At 37.9% G+C, this 19,179-nt stretch carries 19 protein-coding genes and 1 pseudogene; 4 read left to right on the forward strand and 16 right to left on the reverse strand.

Translation table 11 applies throughout. The annotated features are described in order from the left end of the window. Positions 1-2: 2 nt before the first annotated feature. From HMPREF1514_RS08380 to HMPREF1514_RS08420, 9 genes and pseudogenes are all read right to left on the reverse strand, one after another. A pseudogene (locus HMPREF1514_RS08380) lies at positions 3-550 on the reverse strand (DUF1697 domain-containing protein). Further along, positions 540-1,910: a UDP-N-acetylmuramoyl-tripeptide--D-alanyl-D-alanine ligase gene (locus tag HMPREF1514_RS08385; protein WP_037598675.1), complete on the reverse strand. Its 1,371-nt coding sequence runs from the start codon at positions 1,908-1,910 to the stop codon at positions 540-542. The pseudogene HMPREF1514_RS08380 and the gene HMPREF1514_RS08385 overlap by 11 nt, the downstream one beginning before the upstream one ends. Positions 1,911-2,172: 262 nt before the next feature. Continuing rightward, positions 2,173-3,219: a D-alanine--D-alanine ligase gene (locus HMPREF1514_RS08390; RefSeq protein WP_037598724.1), complete on the reverse strand. Its 1,047-nt coding sequence runs from the start codon at positions 3,217-3,219 to the stop codon at positions 2,173-2,175. A gap of 130 nt (positions 3,220-3,349) precedes the next feature. After that, complete coding sequence (gene recR, locus HMPREF1514_RS08395; protein WP_037598677.1) at positions 3,350-3,946, reverse strand: recombination mediator RecR; 597 nt, start codon at positions 3,944-3,946, stop codon at positions 3,350-3,352. Positions 3,947-3,956: 10 nt separating this feature from the next. Continuing rightward, the gene (pbp2b, locus tag HMPREF1514_RS08400; protein ID WP_198014315.1) at positions 3,957-6,023 is read right to left on the reverse strand and encodes a penicillin-binding protein PBP2B; all 2,067 of its coding nucleotides are present in this window, start codon (positions 6,021-6,023) and stop codon (positions 3,957-3,959) included. Positions 6,024-6,179: 156 nt separating this feature from the next. Continuing rightward, a complete protein-coding gene (locus HMPREF1514_RS08405) occupies positions 6,180-6,872 on the reverse strand; it encodes a phosphoglycerate mutase (protein WP_003036126.1) in 693 nt (230 codons plus the stop codon). Positions 6,873-7,009: 137 nt separating this feature from the next. Continuing rightward, positions 7,010-7,471: a Fur family transcriptional regulator gene (locus HMPREF1514_RS08410; RefSeq protein WP_037598681.1), complete on the reverse strand. Its 462-nt coding sequence runs from the start codon at positions 7,469-7,471 to the stop codon at positions 7,010-7,012. 168 nt (positions 7,472-7,639) lie between these two features. Further along, the gene (locus HMPREF1514_RS08415; RefSeq protein ID WP_003036014.1) at positions 7,640-7,915 is read right to left on the reverse strand and encodes an HU family DNA-binding protein; all 276 of its coding nucleotides are present in this window, start codon (positions 7,913-7,915) and stop codon (positions 7,640-7,642) included. Positions 7,916-8,043: 128 nt separating this feature from the next. After that, positions 8,044-8,877, reverse strand: a complete 834-nt coding sequence (locus HMPREF1514_RS08420) for a DegV family protein (protein ID WP_006269763.1) — start codon at positions 8,875-8,877, stop codon at positions 8,044-8,046. 235 nt (positions 8,878-9,112) lie between these two features. On the opposite strand from HMPREF1514_RS08420, the gene HMPREF1514_RS08425 reads away from it, so the two are divergent. From HMPREF1514_RS08425 to HMPREF1514_RS08440, 4 genes are read left to right on the forward strand one after another with little or no spacing between them, the layout of a single operon-like run. Beyond that, a complete protein-coding gene (locus tag HMPREF1514_RS08425; protein ID WP_037598683.1) occupies positions 9,113-10,066 on the forward strand; it encodes an ABC transporter permease in 954 nt (317 codons plus the stop codon). After that, entirely contained in the window at positions 10,059-11,021 is a 963-nt protein-coding gene (locus HMPREF1514_RS08430; RefSeq protein WP_037598686.1) for an iron chelate uptake ABC transporter family permease subunit, read from the forward strand. The genes HMPREF1514_RS08425 and HMPREF1514_RS08430 overlap by 8 nt, the downstream gene beginning before the upstream one ends. After that, complete coding sequence (locus tag HMPREF1514_RS08435; protein WP_006268271.1) at positions 11,022-11,774, forward strand: iron ABC transporter ATP-binding protein; 753 nt, start codon at positions 11,022-11,024, stop codon at positions 11,772-11,774. A 21-nt stretch (positions 11,775-11,795) separates the two neighbouring features. After that, entirely contained in the window at positions 11,796-12,767 is a 972-nt protein-coding gene (locus HMPREF1514_RS08440; protein ID WP_037598688.1) for a siderophore ABC transporter substrate-binding protein, read from the forward strand. A gap of 62 nt (positions 12,768-12,829) precedes the next feature. On the opposite strand, the gene HMPREF1514_RS08445 is transcribed toward HMPREF1514_RS08440, so the two are convergent. The 7 genes from HMPREF1514_RS08445 to xseA all read right to left on the reverse strand — a co-directional run bounded on the left by HMPREF1514_RS08445 (position 12,830) and on the right by xseA (position 19,172). Beyond that, on the reverse strand, positions 12,830-13,561 hold the full coding sequence (locus HMPREF1514_RS08445; RefSeq protein ID WP_037598692.1) for a metallophosphoesterase: 732 nt from the start codon (positions 13,559-13,561) through the stop codon (positions 12,830-12,832). A gap of 310 nt (positions 13,562-13,871) precedes the next feature. Further along, complete coding sequence (recN, locus tag HMPREF1514_RS08450; RefSeq protein WP_037598696.1) at positions 13,872-15,530, reverse strand: DNA repair protein RecN; 1,659 nt, start codon at positions 15,528-15,530, stop codon at positions 13,872-13,874. Positions 15,531-15,537: 7 nt separating this feature from the next. Further along, positions 15,538-15,969, reverse strand: coding sequence for an arginine repressor (locus HMPREF1514_RS08455; RefSeq protein WP_006269766.1), 432 nt, complete (start codon positions 15,967-15,969; stop codon positions 15,538-15,540). Continuing rightward, the gene (locus HMPREF1514_RS08460; protein WP_037598699.1) at positions 15,962-16,777 is read right to left on the reverse strand and encodes a TlyA family RNA methyltransferase; all 816 of its coding nucleotides are present in this window, start codon (positions 16,775-16,777) and stop codon (positions 15,962-15,964) included. The genes HMPREF1514_RS08455 and HMPREF1514_RS08460 overlap by 8 nt, the downstream gene beginning before the upstream one ends. After that, on the reverse strand, positions 16,743-17,645 hold the full coding sequence (locus tag HMPREF1514_RS08465) for a polyprenyl synthetase family protein (RefSeq protein WP_037598701.1): 903 nt from the start codon (positions 17,643-17,645) through the stop codon (positions 16,743-16,745). The genes HMPREF1514_RS08460 and HMPREF1514_RS08465 overlap by 35 nt, the downstream gene beginning before the upstream one ends. Then, positions 17,642-17,854 carry an exodeoxyribonuclease VII small subunit gene (locus tag HMPREF1514_RS08470; protein ID WP_003068213.1) on the reverse strand — a complete coding sequence of 71 codons (213 nt, stop codon included), beginning with the start codon at positions 17,852-17,854 and terminating at the stop codon, positions 17,642-17,644. Before HMPREF1514_RS08470 ends, HMPREF1514_RS08465 begins: the two co-directional genes overlap by 4 nt. Continuing rightward, positions 17,832-19,172 (reverse strand): exodeoxyribonuclease VII large subunit, encoded by a 1,341-nt coding sequence (gene xseA, locus HMPREF1514_RS08475; RefSeq protein ID WP_037598703.1) that lies wholly within the window; start codon positions 19,170-19,172, stop codon positions 17,832-17,834. Before xseA ends, HMPREF1514_RS08470 begins: the two co-directional genes overlap by 23 nt. Between the last annotated feature and the right edge of the window lie 7 nt (positions 19,173-19,179).

Consider the following 19,179-nt stretch of genomic DNA (forward strand, 5'->3'; position numbering starts at 1 on the left):
TACTAATCCATCCTATTGATTAATTTTTTTATTATAGTTAGTTTTCTCGTTGTGGCAACAGTCCCTAGTTTCTTTTCGAGAAAATTATTATTTAACTTCTTTTTTCTGGCATTTTTTGGCAAATATATATAAAGACAAGCTTCTCCAATTGCAAATATTTCATCTGTAAAGCTCATTTCTGCTACTTTTTGAGTCTCTCTGTAGATAGAAAATTGTTTGTAAACAACAAATGAATCCTCAACTGGTCCAATTCCGTAGGAAAAAGATTTTGCAGGACAGCCTTTTCTAAATCAGATTTTTTCTTTACGACAATCGATAAATTCACACCAAGCTTCTCCCAAATCAACTGGTGAATATGTTGAGCAAGTTCTTCAGCGGACATACTAGTTTTGCAAATGACATTGCCTGATTGAATGTAACTTGAAACATTGTTTAAGCCAGATTGTTGCAACATTTGAACCAAATCACTCATCTTAGGAATCCGATTTAAACCTATTGGCATCACACCGCGAAGAAGAGCAAGATACTGCACCTGATGCTTACACCTCATTCTCCAATTCCTCTACTAGATTAGCTAAATTCATAGAATTGCTGCCCTTTATCAAGACTTGATCCGTTGGTTTTAGTGCTTTTTTAACCGCTTTTACCAAATCCGAAAACTGATCTTTATCAGCATTTTTTACAAAATAATGAACTTTCCCTGGTGGGAAAATTTCCTGAGCATAGGCAAAAAGAGCAGCCATATCCTCTCCGTAGAGAAATATTTCTGAGAGAATTTCCGGATTTAGACTAGTTATCATAGCACCATGCATTTGTTTAGACTCAGCCCCCAGCTCCTTCATATCAGCTAAAACAACCAACTTCCGACCATTATCATTATAAGGAATTGTAGAAAAAGTTTCCAAAATCAGACGCATAGCTGTTGGATTCGCATTATAAACATCTGAGAGGATATCAGCTCCATTTTTAGCTTTTTTCCATTCAGTGCGATTTCGCGTTAATTCAAGAGTCAAAAAAGCTTTTTGAATGACCTCTTCTGTCACCCCTTCTTTTAAGGCTACATAAGCGGCAATCATGGCATTAGTCGCATTGTATTTTCCAGTTACTGGAAGGTCAATAGCACTAGTTAAAAAGTTGGTCTCAAAGGTCAAGCTATCTTTTCGTTCTTCTAATTTTGTTAGACAAATATCTTCGTCTGGACCAAAACGAACAACGTTCTGCTGACTTGGTAAAAAGTCATTGATAATTTTGTCCGCTGGGACAACTAAAAGAGTCCCATTTTTCATACCGTCAGCGATTTGTAGCTTTCCTTTTGCAATTTCATGACGGCTTTTAAAAAATTCTAGATGTGCTTCACCAATTAAAGTCACTATGCCTACTTTTGGCTGAGCGATAGTAGATAAAAGATGAATATCCCCCATGTGATCCTGCCCCATTTCCAGAACCAACTTTTCAGTATCATCTGGCATATGCAAGATTGTATAAGGAAGACCAATTTCATTATTGTAGTTTCCTTGCGTTTTGTAAGTCTTATAAGCCATTGACAAGAGGTGAGCCAGCATGTCTTTGGTCGTCGTCTTACCATTAGAACCTGTGACTGCAAAAACATCTACTTTCATCTTTTCCAGATAATACCGTGCCAAATGCTGCAGTGCTGCTAATACATCATCTACTAAAATATAAGGATAGTCTTCCAATTCTTTTTCTGACAAGGTTGCCACAGCTCCATTTTCAAACGCTGTCGCAATAAAGTCATGCCCATCACGCGCACCCTTAAGAGGCAGAAATAAATCTCCCTCTCCAATCAATCGGCTGTCAAATTCTGCCTTTCTAAATGTACAATCTGGAAATAGATGAACATCATTTTTAGCTTTCAAAACAGAAGCCACTTCATAGAACGTTAATTGCATTTTTATCCCCTACTTATCTTAAATATCTCTAACTCTCTCATTATACCACAGAAAAACCGACTTTTACAGATTCACTAAAAGATATAGCAAAATAACAGAAAAAAATGAAAAGACAGGAGCAATGTTATTCCTGTCTTGTTTTATGACTGCAAAAAGCTCTTATATTGATGCTATGGCTAATTGCTCAAAGCAAAGCTTTAAGATTCAGACAAAGCTTACGACTTATTCGCTTTTCAAACTTGGAAGAGTACCTGCTCTTATCTCATAGTAAATGCTTTTCACGTTTTGTAAACATTTCTTGAGCTAACCGAACCAATTTTTCAATCAAATCTGTATAAGAAATGCCCATATTTTCCCAAAGCAGGGGATACATTGACCACTGTGTGAATCCAGGCATCGTGTTTAACTCATTGAGGAAAATCTCACCTTTATCAGTGTAAAAGAAATCACAGCGAGCTAAACCAACGCCGCCAATCGCTCGAAAGGCTTTTTCGGCATGTTGACGCATGGTAGAAATCACATCATCTGACAATTTTGCAGGAATAGACATAGTGATTTTGTTGTCAATGTATTTAGCTTCGTAATCATAGAAAGCAACATCTTTCACTACCTCACCTGGTAAGCTGCTTTGGGCTTCTTCGTTCCCAAGTAAACCAACTTCAATTTCACGCGCATTGACACCTTGCTCAATCAAAACACGACTATCATATTTGAAAGCTAACTTAAGAGCAGAACGCAATTCATCTTGATTTTCAGACTTGGAAATACCGACGCTAGAGCCCATATTGGATGGTTTTGTAAAGACTGGATAAGTTAGATTTGCCTCTACCTCTGCAATCTTTTCTTCTATATTTTCGTCTTCAATCACAGCTACATATGGTACTTGTGGAATGCCAGCAGAAGCCAACACTCGTTTTGTTGTGATTTTGTCCATGGCAACACTAGAAGAAAGGATATTACAACCCACATAAGGCATTTTCAACACTTCAAGAAATCCTTGGATAGACCCGTCTTCTCCCATTGGACCATGAAGAACGGGGAACACAGTAGCACCTTCTTCGTAAATATCACTCGGCTTCATTTTTTGACTCTCAATGACGGTATCATTTGTCATCAATTTTTCATCATCAGCAGGTTTGCTTGAAAATTCTTGCGTCTTGATAAAATCACCTGCTTGTGTGATGAAATAAGTCTTGACAAAAAATTTGTCATAATTAATCGCACGCATGACACTCTCTGCTGATAAGACAGAGACTTTTCTTTCCGCACTGCGTCCGCCGTAAAGAAGAATGATTTGTTGTTTTGACATTTTCATACCTAACCTTCTCATCTTAAAAGAAATCTACAAATTTAATCGCCTTTTAGTATACCATATTTTAGCTTGTTTTTGAACAGAAACAGAGCTTTCATTTTCTTTTAAACAAAGCTCTATCACCCTTTTACAACTCCGTACGATTCTCAATAGCTCGAAGCAAAGTCACTTCATCTGCATATTCAATATCAGATCCAACTGCTAATCCACGGGCTAGTCGCGTCACTTTGATACCAGCTGGCTTTAACACCCGCGAGATATACATGGAAGTTGCTTCTCCATCTGCTGTTGCATTGGTTGCTACAATCACTTCTATCACTTCACTATCCATCAATCGTGTGATTAAACTTTTCAGATTGATGTCATCTGGACCAATACCATTCATAGGAGAAATCAATCCCTGCAAAACATGGTATAAACCATGGTATTCTTGGATATTTTCCATAGCAGATACATCTCGGCTATCTTCTACAACCAAAATAGTAGATTGATCACGGGTCTCATCGGTACAGATAGCACAAGGATCATCATCCGTTAAATTGCCACAAATAGAGCAATAGGTTAGCTCACGTTTGGCTGCAAGTAAATTTTTAGCAAATTCATTGACATCATCATCACTCATGCCAATCGTATAAAAAGCCAAGCGTGTTGCTGTTTTTATGCCAATTCCTGGTAATTTTGAAAAACTTTCAATTAATTTCGCAATCGGTGTTGGATAAAGCATAATTCCCTCTCTAATTCATCGGATGCTGTTGATGATATAAATTAATAATATCACGTGTAATGCTATGGCTGACGGTTGAAGATAAGTCTGTATTATGTGGAAAAACAACTGCAACTGCAATTTGCGGATTGTTACTTGGTGCATAAGCAACAACGTTTGTATTGATGGCTTCCTGTTTTCCATTATTGACAAACGTTTCAGCTGTCCCAGTTTTCGCACTAATCGGTACTGATTCACCTTGAGATAAAGTACGCCCTGTGGTAAAACCACTTGTTCCATGTACTACTTGGTAAAAACCTTGACGAATCAAATCCATGTTGTCTTTTGAAATGTCCACTTTATTTAACTCTTTGGTGGCTTTTCCTTCAATTAATTTTCCAAGACCACCTTTTTCATTATTGTCATAAATTCCTTCCACTAAGTGTGGTGCGATACGAGTACCACCATTAGCTACCGTTGCAGCATACTGAGCTAATTGCATCGGTGTATAGTTATCAAACTGGCCAAAAGCATTGGTTAAATAGTTTGCAAACGTATATTTTTTAGGAGTATAGCCTTCGGACTCACTTGGTAAATCAATTCCTGTAGATGCTCCTAATCCATATTGCGCAAAAGTTTTACGCAATTTGTCCATAGAGAAATTCAAATTTTTCAAATCAATCGTCATATTAGGCGAATAAGGGGTTCCCATCATATTCAACGCTAGTTGAACCATATAAGTATTGGATGAATATTCTAATGCCTCTAAAGCTGTAATTTGTCGAGGGCCATACTGAGTAAACCAAGAAGTGATTGCTGAGGAACCTCCAAAAGAAATCGGTTGATCTGTCAGAACTTGGTTACCTGTGATAGCTCCACTTCCCCAACCTGCTGTCAAAGTCGCACCCTTAACAACCGAACCAGGCACAAAGTTATTCATAATGGTACCAAGTGAATCGGCTGTCAATTCTCCAGTATCAATATTATGTTTTAAACCCGCCATTGCTAGAATAGCACCCGTTTTTGGATTCATAGCAACAGCATAAACACCCTCAGAATATGTCGCATGACCGTTCGCTAATTCTGCACTGAAATACCTTCTCAAAATATCTTCCACACCATTTTGGAAAGTCAAATCCATCGTTAATTTCAGATTATTTCCCTTACTACCATTGGAAATATTTTTCACGCTTTCCATATTTCCATTTTTATCAAGATTGATTTCTTTGACTGCGCGTTTTCCTTGAAGTGTAGACTCATATTGTTTTTCCAAATAACTCGTCCCAACACGATCATTAAGAGAATAGCCTTTTTTCAAATAAGCATTCACTTCTTCTGCGGGTAGCCCTGCCTTTTCACTTGAAACGCTTCCGATGATAGAAGCCAAAGAAGTATCCAACACTTTCCTGTCCCAGCTGGTGGTAATACTGATACCAGACAGTTCTTTTGAGCTAGAAGCAATTGTCGCAATTTGGTCAGGAGACAAATCGTCTGTTCGGATATTTCCCGTCTCAAAATTTGCAATAGCATTCATTTGACTAAACAAATAAATAACTTTTTTATCTTCATTTGAGTAGTTTAATTTGACCACATCAACACTTTTAACGGCATTACTATAAATTTTCGACTCTGTCAAACGATTTCCATCTGCACTATACTTTTTATTTTTAGGCAGTTGATTGACGACCTTCTTATAAACCTCGCTATCTGCCAAATAATAATCGACCTGTTGTCGCTCAGTAACGTCTGCATTGGAAATGGAAACTAACGGCAGTAATTTTTGAGCAATTTCTTTAATCGTTTCAGCTCTCATTTTATTGCTACGCGTAAAGGAAACGACTTGCTTGGTTGTATTTTCCACCAAAGGTTTTCCACTTGCATCATAAATTTGCCCACGAACAGAGCTAGTTGTTACTTTGGTTTTGCTGGCAGTCGCCAATTTTTTTGTATAAAATTCCCTATGCACAACTTGCATATAGCCCAAACGAACAATCAAACTCATAAACAATAAAATCACAATCCCAAATAACAAATTGAGCCGTCTAGGAATGGAATGACTATCAAATTTTCTTTTTTTCTTAAACATGTTTTCTCTCATTCTAGTCAAAATGCTACCTTTTATTGTACCACAAATCCAAGAAAATGAAGTCAAGTAAAATGGAAACACTGATAAAAAACACAGCTAAACCAATTAGAATTTTGCACAATATCAAAAAGCTCTGTTTACGCAGAGCTTCTTAATATTTTATTGGGCTTATTTTCCAAGATAGTATTCTTTTACAAGATTCAATTTATCATCAAATTCAAATACAAGCGGTGGGAAATTAGGAATTTCCACATTCATGATTTCATCATCTGATAATTGTTTGATGTGTTTTACAAGAGCGCGGATTGAGTTACCATGCGCACCTACAAACACATTTTTACCATCTTTCAAAGCTGGAGCAATTTTATCTTCCCAGAATGGAAGAGCACGTTCCAAAGTAACTTTCAAGTTTTCCGCATCTGGAATCACTGAATCATCAAGGTTTGCATAGCGACGGTCAGTATGTGCTGAATATTGATCATCTTTTGCCATAGCTGGTGGCAATACATCATAAGAACGACGCCAAATATGAACTTGTTCGTCACCCCATTTTTCAGCTGCTTCAGCTTTATTTTGACCTGTCAAACCGCCATAATGACGTTCATTCAAGCGCCATGATTTTTCAACTGGCACCCAAAGTTGACCTGCCGCTTCAAGAGCAAGATTTGTCGTTTTGATAGCACGTGTCAAAACAGATGTGTAAGCTTGGTCAAACTCAATACCAGCTTCTTTAATCAATTTACCAGCATCAATCGCTTGTTGCGTCCCTTTTTCAGACAAATCAACATCAGCCCAACCAGTAAAGAGGTTAGCTTTATTCCATTCAGACTCACCGTGGCGAGCAAAAACTAATTTTACCATTAGATATCTCCTTTGATTTTTGAAAACTGTCTTACAGTCATTTTATATTTTACAAAATTTTTCATAAAAAATCTAGTAGCAATAGGAGAATATTTGATTTTTACTGTTTTCTTTATTCAAACAGTGTATCTATTTACTCAGCTATCTCCTAAACAATCAGCACAAATTCCATATATCAGCACTTTGGTTTTTGTGATCTTATAACCTGTCTGCTTTTCAGCTTCACGTCTCAGATCAGGTAGGTCCACATCTTCAAAGTCTGCAATTCGTCCACATTTTTCGCAGACAATATTCAGATGTTCATGCCCCATAAAATCAAAATAGGTCGTATTGTCATTCTTTATCTTGATTTCTTCCACAAAACCCTCTTCAATCAATACTTTCAGATTATTATAGACCGTTGCTAGGCTCATGTTAGGAAAATCCGATCGCAACTCAGAATAAATCTTTTCAGCACTTGGATGTTCATGTGTCCGAATCATATAGGCAATAACTGCCTTTCTGGTTTCTGTAATACGCACACCTTTCACTTTTAACCGTTGAATAACATTTTCATAATCACTTTGATCTGTGATTTCTAAATAAGGATGTAAATTCATGCCTACCTACTCATAATTGTTTTTTCTTATTATATCATGAAATTAAGAGAATACGTATTTAGAATGATTGTAAATAAATGCAAATGATCAGCTTTTGTCTTTCAAAACATAAGAAAAACCTATTGCACAACGCCGAAACGTTGATACAATAGGCTTTTTATCGTTGAATTATTTAACAGCGTCTTTAAGAGCTTTACCTGCTTTGAATGCTGGCACTTTAGAAGCTGCGATTGTGATTTCTTTACCAGTTTGTGGGTTACGACCTTTACGAGCTGCACGTTCACGAACTTCAAAGTTACCAAAACCGATCAATTGAACTTTTTCACCAGCTGAAAGGAATTCAGTTACTGCTGCAAATACCGCATCAACTGCTGCTGCTGAATCTTTCTTAGTCAATTCTGTAGCTTCTGCTACTTTTGCAATCAAATCTTGTTTGTTAGCCATTTAACAAATCCTCCAAAATATTTTATGAATTAGTAGTCACTAACTCTAACAAGTATTATCATATCTAAAAAATGTTATTAGGTCAAGCACAAAACGAACTTTTTTCAATTTTTCCAAAAATATCAAACTTATTCATAGCGAACGAGGATTGCCCACGCATTTTCACCTGTATGTGTTTGAATAATAGAACCAGTCTCCAAAACAGAAATCGTTTTTTCCACACACGGTTGCAAAATCTGTTTCATTTCGTTCGCCAATTCGGCAGTTCCTGCATACGAAATTCCAATCTCTGCTACTTTTTTATCCTTCAGACTTACGGCCAAATCATTGACCCATTTTTTAAAAGTTTTTACGCCCCGCCCCTTTACAATTGGTTGTAGTTCATGCTGTTTCATCTGCATCACCACTCGAATATTCAGAAGCGAGCTGAGAAGTCCTGTTACACGACCAATGCGACCTCCTTTTACAAGATTTTCAAGAGTCGATACACCGATATAAAGTTCCGTTTTTTCACGCACTTCTTCAATTTTTGCCAAAATATCTTCTAAATCAGCACCTGCCTTGGCTAATTTGGCAGCTTCTACCACTTGAAACTTCAAAGCTTGATCTGTAAAAGAGCTATCAATGACTGTGACATCGACGTTTGATAAAGTGGCACCTTGACGGGCGGCTTCAACTGTTCCAGATAAAGCATGGGACATATGAATTGAAATGATTTTATCAGCATGTTCACCCAATCGTTCAAAAACCTCTGCAAAGACGCCGACGGGCGGTTGACTTGTTTTAGGAAGATTTTTACTGGACTGCATCAAGCGAAGAAATTCTCCTTCTTTCAGATCAGCATCGGAATAAACAACACCATCTACCATTACAGACAAAGGGACGATTGTAATCTCTAAATCCTCTACAATTTGCGGTTCAATCGTAATAGATGAATCCGTTACAATTTTGATTTTTGTCATGTTTTTCCTACTTTATAAATTTTATCTATTTAATTTATTATATCAAAAAAATAACTTTTTGTGGAATAATTTTTCTGAATAAAATATGTAAAAGATGTGTATAGCTCTTTATTGTTCTTAATAGACAGAATTATTAAATTTTCAGAAAATAATTGACACTCTAATGTTTTTTTGTTAGCCTATTCTTGTATCTTAATTTAAAGTAAATTTTAGAGAAAGAGGGAATAGTTGATAAATGAAACAGACAAAATTTTTAGGAATTCTTTGTCTTATACTGGCTTTCATTTCAATTATGGTTGGTGCTAGCAGTTTTTCTTGGCATAAACTACTCAGTGGTGAGACGAACACTTGGCTATTATTTTTAGAGTCGCGCTTACCAAGGACTATTAGTATCATTTTAGCAGGATCTAGCATGAGTATTGCGGGACTTCTGATGCAAACTGTTACACAGAATCATTTTGCGGCGCCTAGTACAATTGGAACAGTAAATGCTGCAAAGTTCGGTATGCTTCTCAGCCTTTTCTTCTTTCCAACAGCAAATTTGGCTCAAAAAATGCTCTTCGCCTTTGTCTCTTCTATTTTTTTTACGATTATTTTTATTAGATTTATCAGAAAATTATCATTTAAGGAAAAATGGTTACTGCCACTTGTCGGAATTATTTATAGTGGTGTCATTAGCGCAGCTGCTGAAATTCTTGCCTATCGTTTTGATCTAGTGCAAAGTATGACATCGTGGACGCAAGGATCTTTTGCAATGATTCAGACACATCAATATGAGTGGCTTTTTTTGAGTTTTGTTATTCTGATTGCTGTCTGGCGGTTGTCTGCTACTTTTACAATTATGAATCTAGGAGAAGATGCTAGCCATAATCTAGGGATATCTTTTTATCAAATGGAAGGATTGAGCCTATTTCTCATTGCTCTCACAACCAGTGTGACAATGATTACAGTGGGCTCGCTTCCGTTCATAGGCGTGATTGTACCAAATATTGTACGAAAATTTTATGGAGATCATATCACGCGCATCAAAAGTATTACTGCCTTGACGGGAGCAGGCTTGATTTTAATCTGTGATATTATGTCACGTATTGTGATCCGTCCCTACGAGATCTCAGTTAGTTTGATTCTGGGAATTTTTGGAAGTTTAACATTCATTTATCTTTTATGGCGAGGTGCCACTCATGAATAAAATGAAAATCCAAACAAGAGGGCTCATCATCTTGCTACTTTTTGTGGCTATAGTAGCTATATTTTTCTACCTGATGCCAACAGAGTATCCTTTGACAGGCTTTATCATAAAACTGCGATCGCAAAAGTTATTGGCCTATCTAATCATTGCAGTTGCTGCTAGTTTTTCCACAATCAGTTTCCAAACGATAACTGAAAATCAATTTTTAACACCAAGTATCCTGGGGCTGGATGCTCTCTACGTGCTCATGCAGACTGTCTATCTATTTTTTGCCAATCAGTTTATTGGAAAGATATCAAATCCCTTGTTTGAGTTTATTATCATTTTGAGTATTCAATGTGGATTTTTCCTTTGTTTGCAGCCTATGATTAAAAAACTGTTACAACAAGGTTTTGTGTTCATCTTACTCATCTGTATGGCATTAGGCACACTATTTAGAAGTGCAAGTACCTTTCTGCAAGTGTTGATGGATCCTAACGAATACGATAAGCTTCAAATCAAACTATTTCCTTCATTTCAACGAATGAATATGGAAATTGTTCTGATTGCTACTGTCATCATCGGACTAGTTAGTCTATACGTATTGAAAAAGAATGCTGTGCTCAATGTCTTCCGTTTAGATAAAAAGACAGCTATGATTTTAGGCATAGAGGTAGAAAAAGAGCAAAAAAAACTGCTATGGGCTATTGTTTTACTGACTTCGTCAACGACTGCTTTAGCTGGACCCATGATGTTTTTTGGCTTTATGATGTCTAATCTAGCCTATCTACTCATCAAAGAATACCAGCATAAATGGCTCTTTTTAGTGGCCAGTTTACTCGGCTTTATCTTTCTAATCAGCGGACAACTGCTGGTAGAGCGAATCTTTCAACTACAAATTAATGTCAGCATGGTCATCGAGTTAGTAGGAGGTTCTTTCTTCTTCTATCTCTTAGCAAAGGAGGCAAAACGTTAAATGCAATTAGAAAACATTAGCAAATCATTTGGGGAAGAGTTAGTCTTAGATGACATTCGTTTAAGAATTTCTCCCAGTAAATTCACCGCCTTTATCGGACCAAACGGTGCTGGAAAATCTACTCTTCTCTCTATCATGAGTCGCTTACTCAAAAAAGATCAGGGGTTTCTCAGTATCAAAGGAAAAGAAATTGAAGCTTGGAATTCTAGAGAATTAGCTAAAGAGCTAACGATTTTAAAGCAAAAAATCAACTATCAATCGAAATTAACCGTTGAAGAACTAGTTTCATTTGGGCGCTTTCCATATAGCCAAGATCACTTAACAAAAGATGATGTTCAACAAGTGGAGCAAGCTTTGATTTATCTGAATATCCTTGACTTGCGAAATCGCTTTATTGATACACTTTCAGGAGGGCAATTGCAACGTGTCTTTATTGCCATGGTTTTGGCACAGGATACAGATTTTATTCTTTTGGATGAGCCACTGAATAATCTGGATATTAAGCAAAGTATTGCCATGATGAAAATCTTGCGTTCACTTGTGGATGATCTGGGAAAAACGATTATTATTGTCATTCACGATATCAATATCGCTAGTCAATATGTGGATGAGATTGTCGCCTTTAAAGATGGGAAACTCTTTTGTCAAGGTACGACGGAACAAATCATGAAAAAAGAAACTTTAGATTCATTGTACGAAATGGACATAACCCTTGGTGAAATCAACGGGAAAAAAATCTGTGTATATCTATAATTTAAATTTGGAGGATTTCTGATGAAACAGAATACAAAAAAATTATTGTTATCTATCCTTACAGCTTTTGCTGTTGTATTTTTAGCAGCTTGTGGTGCTCATAATAAACAAAACACAAAGACAAATACCTCATCTTCTGCAAGTGAAGTCTCTATTAAATCGGCAGCAGGGGAGACTAAAGTTCCAATCAATCCTAAAAAAATTGTTACGTTTGACCTTGGTGCAGCCGATACCATTCGGGCTCTAGGAAAGGAAAGTAGTCTCGCTGGGATTCCAAAGAAAACCTTGCCTGCTTACTTGAAAAATCTTTCAAAAAACATCAAAAATGTTGGCACCATGAAAGAACCTGATATGGAAGCAATCGCCGCCTTGAAACCAGATTTAATCATTGCTTCTCCACGTACGGCACAGTATGTTAAGAAATTTAAAGAAATTGCTCCTACTGTCCTTTTTAAAGCAGATAATAAAGATTACTGGGGGTCTACCAAACAAAACATCCTCTCCCTGGCAAGTATCTTTGGAGAAGATGGGACAAAAAAAGCTAAAAGCGAACTAGTTGCATTAGATAAAGAGATTGAAAGTGTTGCAAGTGCAAATGAAAAGTCAACTAAAAAAGCCTTAACGCTTATGCTGAACGAGGGCGCAATGTCAGCATTTGGTGCGAAATCACGTTTTGCATTTCTTTATAGCACCCTGAAATTCAAAGCCACTGATGCCAAAATTAAAGACTCTCGGCACGGTCAAGAAGTCAGTTTCGAAAGTGTCAAACAAATTAACCCAGACATTATTTTCTCTCTCAACCGAACTCTTGCTATCGGTGGTGATAATTCAGTGAATAAAGATTTCTTGAATAATTCATTAATTCAAGAAACAAATGCTGCTAAAAAGAAAGCGATTGTTAATTTAACATCGGATCTTTGGTACCTTAGCGGTGGTGGTCTCGAGTCTACTAAATTGATGATTAAAGATGTCAAAAATATAGCTGGAAAATAAACAAAAAGAGTTGAAAGAAAACTTACTTGAAAAGTTCTTTCAACTCTTTTGTTGTACAACATTCAATTATCTTCAGCCACCAATGTATGATTTTTGACGAAATAATGTTCTAAAATGCCCTCGTCTCCGAATAAAACTCCATGGAGAACCCCACCATAGACAGCTCCACCATCCATACCAATTTTTTGATCCTGCGTTCTCCAAAGGTGACTTGTCCCAGGTCTCTCAGAAAAGAGATAAAAGGTTGGGGTATGACCAAATACGATTGTCTTTCCGGTTTGATTGTATCCCTGATGAAAGGGTTCACGCAACCAAACCTTTTGATAATCACTAGTTTGGTGCCAATCTTTCAAATCTAAATCAATACCGGCATGCACAAAAATATACTGTTCTGTTTCAACAAAGAAGGGCATCTGACGGATGAAAGTCACGAGATCTGGTGCCTCTTCTAACACGCGCTTAGCATCTTCCACTCCATCAACAGGAGTATCTAAAGATCGTCTTAAAATGGAATTGATTGTCGTATCTCCACCATTACGGCGATAATGTTCATATCCTCTCTCGGGATTATCTAACCAAGTTAGAAACATATACTCATGATTTCCGGAAATGCAAATCGCTCCTTGCTTTACAACAAGGTTCTTCACACACTCTAAAACTGCTCTACTATCCTCACCACGGTCGATCAAATCTCCTAAAAAAATGAGCTGGCTTTTTCCATTCCATTTTTTGAGTAGCGTTTCTAGCATATTTGCCTTTCCATGTACATCTCCAATTACAAAATAATTTGTCATGGTTTTCCTCCTGATAAAAGAAGAGATTGAAACGCAAATCTCCAACTTCAAAGTCTCTTGTATAGTAAACAACTGGTGCAGAAACGAACTACTCAAACTACTACTTTGAAGTTACAGATAAAACTTGCGAAGCAAGTCACTCTTCCAAATTTGGAAGAGTGCTTTTGACGAAAACTTCGTTTTATTCCATTGTTGACTTAGCAGCCTTCTAGGTGCTTAAGCAACTTTGTAGAAATTAGATTATACAAATATCCGGGGGCATTATACCAGAACTTTGGCATAACGAAGGAGACGAACAACGTCAACCCATTCACTGTTTCAATAGTTCTCTAGCCTGCGTGAGAGCTGCTTCAGTCACATTTTCACCCGCTAACATTTTAGCAATCTCTTCGATACGCTCTTCATCAGACAACAAGCGAACTGTTGAAACTGTTGAATATTCATCTGATATTTTCTCGATGAAAAATTGATAGTCTGCAATGGCAATCACTTGTGGCAGGTGCGAGATGGCAAGAACTTGTCCATTGGAGCCAATTTTATGAATTTTCTGAGCAATAGCTTGCGCAACACGTCCAGACACGCCTGTGTCTACTTCATCAAAAACAATGCTTGTCTTGCCTTCTTTACGAGAAAAAGCAGACTTGATTGCCAACATCAAACGTGACAATTCGCCACCGGAAGCAATCTTAACGAGCGGTTTGTAATCTTCGCCCGGATTAGTCGAAATGTAAAATTCAACATGCTCATTTCCCTCGCGGCTAAACTTTCCTTTGGTAAATTGAACTCGAAAATTCGCCTTTTCCATATAGAGATCTTTTAATTCTTGCTGAATCTCTGCTTCCAATTGCTGGGCTAATTCGTGCCGTTCCTGACTCAGACGACCTGCTAGAGAGACCAAATCCTTCTCTAGCTTTCTCAGCTCTTGATCCAAATCATTTGATGAGAGATTCTTTCCAGTCAAAAGCGCATATTCTTTAGAAATTTGCTCTAAATAAGCTAACACATCATCCACATGCCCACCGTATTTACGAGTAATGCTATAAATTAGATCTAGGCGCCTTTCAACTTCTAAGAGACGATCACCATCAAAATCCATGTTATCTAGAATGTCTTCCAAACGCTTTGTTGCGTCTTCCAGTACATAGTAAGACTCAGAAAGATTAGCCGCAATTTCTTTGTAAGTAACATCGTACTCTTCGATAGCTTCCATATCATTCATGGCAGCTCGAATATTAGATACACTCGAAAATTCCTCATTATCCAGCATAGCGTAGGCATTTGTCAAAGTGTCTGCAATCTGCTTATGGTTGAGTAATTTATCGCGTTCTTGGTTTAATGCCAAATCTTCGCCAGCTCTTAAATTGACCGCCTCAATCTCTGCAATCTGATATTCCAGCTTATCAATTCGCGCCTTATTTTCTTCTTGATTCTTCTGAATCGTTATAACTTGCTTACGCAACTGACGATACTGATCAAAAGTTTGCTGATAATCCGCTTTGAGTTTAAAAAATACTTCATCTCCAAACTCGTCCAACATAGCAATATGTAACTGGGAACGCATCAACTCTTCTTGGTCGTGCTGACCATGAATATCCACCAAATGCTGTCCAACCGATCGCAAAACGGATAAATTGACCATTTGACCATTAATACGACTGATACTGCGACCGTTTTGGAAAATTTCTCGTCGAATAATCAACTCATCTGTCATATCAAGCCCTTGCTGCTCAAAGATTTCAACCAAAGCTTTACTCTGTTCAATCGCAAACAGTCCTTCAATCTCAGCTTTCGGAGCGCCATGACGAATCACATCTGTTGTTGCTCGGCTTCCCAACATCATATTCATAGCATCAATGATAATAGACTTCCCAGCACCCGTTTCACCTGTCAAAACGGTCATGCCTTGCTCAAAATTGAGAGAAACCTCTTCAATAATTGCAAAATTTTTAATGGAAATTTCAAGTAACATAGGCTACCTACCAATTTTTTATCTCTTCCAATACCTTATGAGCCATTTCTTCATTACGGAAAATAAGGAGGATTGTGTCATCATCCGCTAAAATACTAAAAATGTCATCAGAAAAATCTTCTACAATTTGTCGCTTCACAAAAGCTGTGCTTCCAGGGACAAGGCGAAGGTTGATCATATTTCTTAACAACTCAAAGTCTAAAATATTGTTATCCGCTAATTTTAAGCTTGTACTAGCTGATTTTGGTAATTCATAGATATAGGTGTTATTCTTCTGCGGAATTTTGACAATTCCCAGCTCTTTAATGTCTCGTGAAATGGTTGCCTGTGTTGCGGTGATTCCTGATTGTTTCAGATATTCTACAATGGCTTCTTGTGTTCCAACTTCATAATCCGACACAAAATGTCTAATTTTTTCTAATCTTTCTTTTTTATTCATCCTTAAATTCCTTATGTGCTGTTTCCACGACAGTTGTAATCATCGTCTTTACTAGGTTTTCGGGGTGAAACCTTTTTTCTAAATAGGCCAGAAATTCCACGTTCCCATGTCCACCTTGAATAGGGGAGAAATCCAGACCTTTAACAGAGAATCCGGCTTCAACCATAAAGTCCGTTACTTTTTCTAAAACTGCTTGATGCACTTTTTTATCTTTTACAATTCCATTCTTACCAATTTGCTCTCTACCAGCCTCAAACTGCGGTTTAATGAGTGCCACAACTTCCCCATTTTTAGCCAAAATCTTATGCAAAGCTGGTAGAATGAGACGAAGCGAGATAAAACTGACATCAACGGAGGCAAAACTAGGTATCTTCTCAAAATCAGCTGCTTCAGCATAACGAAAGTTAAATTGCTCCATGCTGACCACTCGCTCATCTTGACGGAGTTTCCATGCCAGCTGATTCGTGCCGACATCTACTGCGTAGACTTGCTGTGCACCATTTTGCAGCATAACATCCGTAAAGCCACCTGTCGAGGCTCCAATGTCCAGCGTGACCTGCTCCTCAACTGAAATGTCAAACACCTGCAAAGCCTTTTCTAATTTTAAACCACCACGACTGACATATTTGAGCTTTTCTCCCTTGAGTTTCAACTCCATACTTTCATCAATTTTTTCACCAGGTTTATCAAAACGTTGACCGTTGGCAACGGCAACAACTAAACCTGCCATGACCCCTCGTTTAGCTTGTTCTCTCGTTTCAAACAAACCTTGCTTATAAGCTAGAACATCTACTCTTTCCTTCGTCATTAAGCCTCAAACTTTCTATTATTTTTCTGATAGCAGACCCTGAAAAATCTATGTCCATTTCTACCTCTGCTAATAAAATCTCAGCTGCGCTCAACTGTTCTTCAAAGAAATGCTTAGCACCATCCAAGCCCAAAATAGCTGGATAAGTGGCCTTCCCTGCTGCTACATCTTTCTGTGGTGTCTTCCCCAAGTCCTCAAAACTAGCTGTCTCATCTAGAATATCATCTCGCACCTGAAAAGCTAGTCCAAGTAATTGACCCGTTTTTCTTAATTTTTCTTGCTGCGGTTCTGCTAGTTCAGCAATCAAACCAGCTGCAATAAAAGGATAGGTCAGGAGCTTACCAGTTTTGTTAGCATGAATAACCTGTAACTCTTCCAAACTAACGCTACGACCTTCTCCTTGCATATCAAGAACTTGACCTCCAACCATGCCAAAGGTTCCAGCAGCTTGAGATAATTCTGCAATTAAGTTTGCCTTAATCTGACTAGGTAATGCCGCTTCTGCTACTAAGGCATAAGAATCCAAAAAGAGCGAATCCCCTGCTAAAATAGCCATATCCTCTCCAAATTTTTTGTGGCTGGTTAAACGACCACGACGATAATCATCATCATCCATAGCTGGCAAATCGTCATGAATCAAACTTCCAGTATGAATCATCTCAAGCGCTGCGGCCACCTGAAAATGGGCCTCCGTCAATTCCAAACCCATACCTTCTAACAATTCCAAAAGCAGCAGAGGGCGAATCCGCTTGCCGCCTGCATTGATTGAGTAAAGAATCACTTCAATCAAATCAGCCGATACCATCTTTTGAACATAAAAATTCTCAATAGTCCGTCCAATTCTAACCAATTTTTCGTCTTGTTTCATTCCACTTCCGTTTCTGTGCCGTCAGCCTGCATAACCTTGACCAGTGTTTTTTCTGCCTTATCTAAGGTTGCTTGAAGTTCTTTTGAAAGTTGCATTCCTTTTTGAAACTCAGAAATCGCTTCTTCCAAAGGGACATCTCCGTTTTCTAACTTTTGCACAATGACTTCTAAATCAGCTAAATTTTCTTCAAATTTCTTTTCTTTTGACATTTTTTACCTCAACTTCCAGATGACCGTCATGCATAACCACACTGACCTTGTCACCCTTTTCTATATCTTTGGTACCTGATAGCACCTTGTCGTCTTTTTGAACAATCGCATAGCCACGAGCTACAATTCGACTGGTATCCAACATAAGCAATGCATCAGATAAACGCTTGACTTCTGCTACCTTGTAATCATAAATCACCGCCATATTGCTACGTAAAAGGCGTTCCAACTGGACTGCACGTTCTTGATAAGTCTGAACCATCCTTAAAGGAGATAAAGCCTCCAAACGATGTTCTAAGAGCTTTGCTTGCTGCATCCCTTCACTATAATATTCGCGAATTTGTTGCTTGAGTCGCAAATTTAATTGATCTAATTTTTGAAGATAGCTATCATATAATCGTTCCGGTTGACGAAAAATGACAGACTGGCTCAACTTAACCAATCGCTCACGATTATAGGTAAGACGATTAGACGTAGCAGTAGCCAAACGATTTTGTTGCTGCTGTATGTGGGCTAAGAGATCCAATTTTGTTACAGGTGTTGCTAGTTCTGCAGCGGCAGTTGGCGTTGCGGCGCGTCTATCTGCAACAAAATCTGCCAAAGTCGTATCTGTTTCATGCCCTACACTTGAAATGATTGGAATTTGAGATTCAAAAATGGCACGGACAACAATTTCTTCGTTAAATGACCAAAGATCTTCAATTGATCCACCACCTCGACCGATGATAAGGACATCTAAATCCCTTCGTGTATTAGCATGACGGATACTATCTGCCACCTGAGTAGCAGCTCCTTCTCCCTGTACTTTGGTTGGATAAAGAATAATCTCTACTCCTGGAAAACGACGGCTAACAGTTGTAATAATATCACGAATCACTGCACCACTAGGACTAGTCACTACCCCAATTTTCTTAGGAAATTGCGGTAAGGTTTGTTTAAATCGAGTCTCAAACAAGCCTTCTTCCCCTAACCGTTTTTTAAGCTGCTCAAACTGAATTGCCAAAGCCCCTACACCATCTGGCTCCGCTTTTTCAATGATAATAGAGTAGGAGCCACTTGGCTCATAAAGCTGAATCCGACCGACAACATTGATTTTCATGCCTTCTTCCAAGTCAAAACCTAGCTTTTTGTAAACTCCGCCCCAGATTGTTGCCTGAATGACAGCCTTTTCGTCTTTGAGAGAGAAATACTGATGATTCGGACGTTTGCGAAAATTGGAAACTTCTCCTGTCAGATAAACCCGCTCTAAATAAGGATCTTTATCAAACTTTAACTTTAAATATTTAGTCAAGGTCGATACAGATAAATACTCAGCCATTTCTCTC

It is taken from the genome of Streptococcus sp. AS20, assembly GCF_000524255.1.
GTDB lineage: Bacteria > Bacillota > Bacilli > Lactobacillales > Streptococcaceae > Streptococcus > Streptococcus constellatus.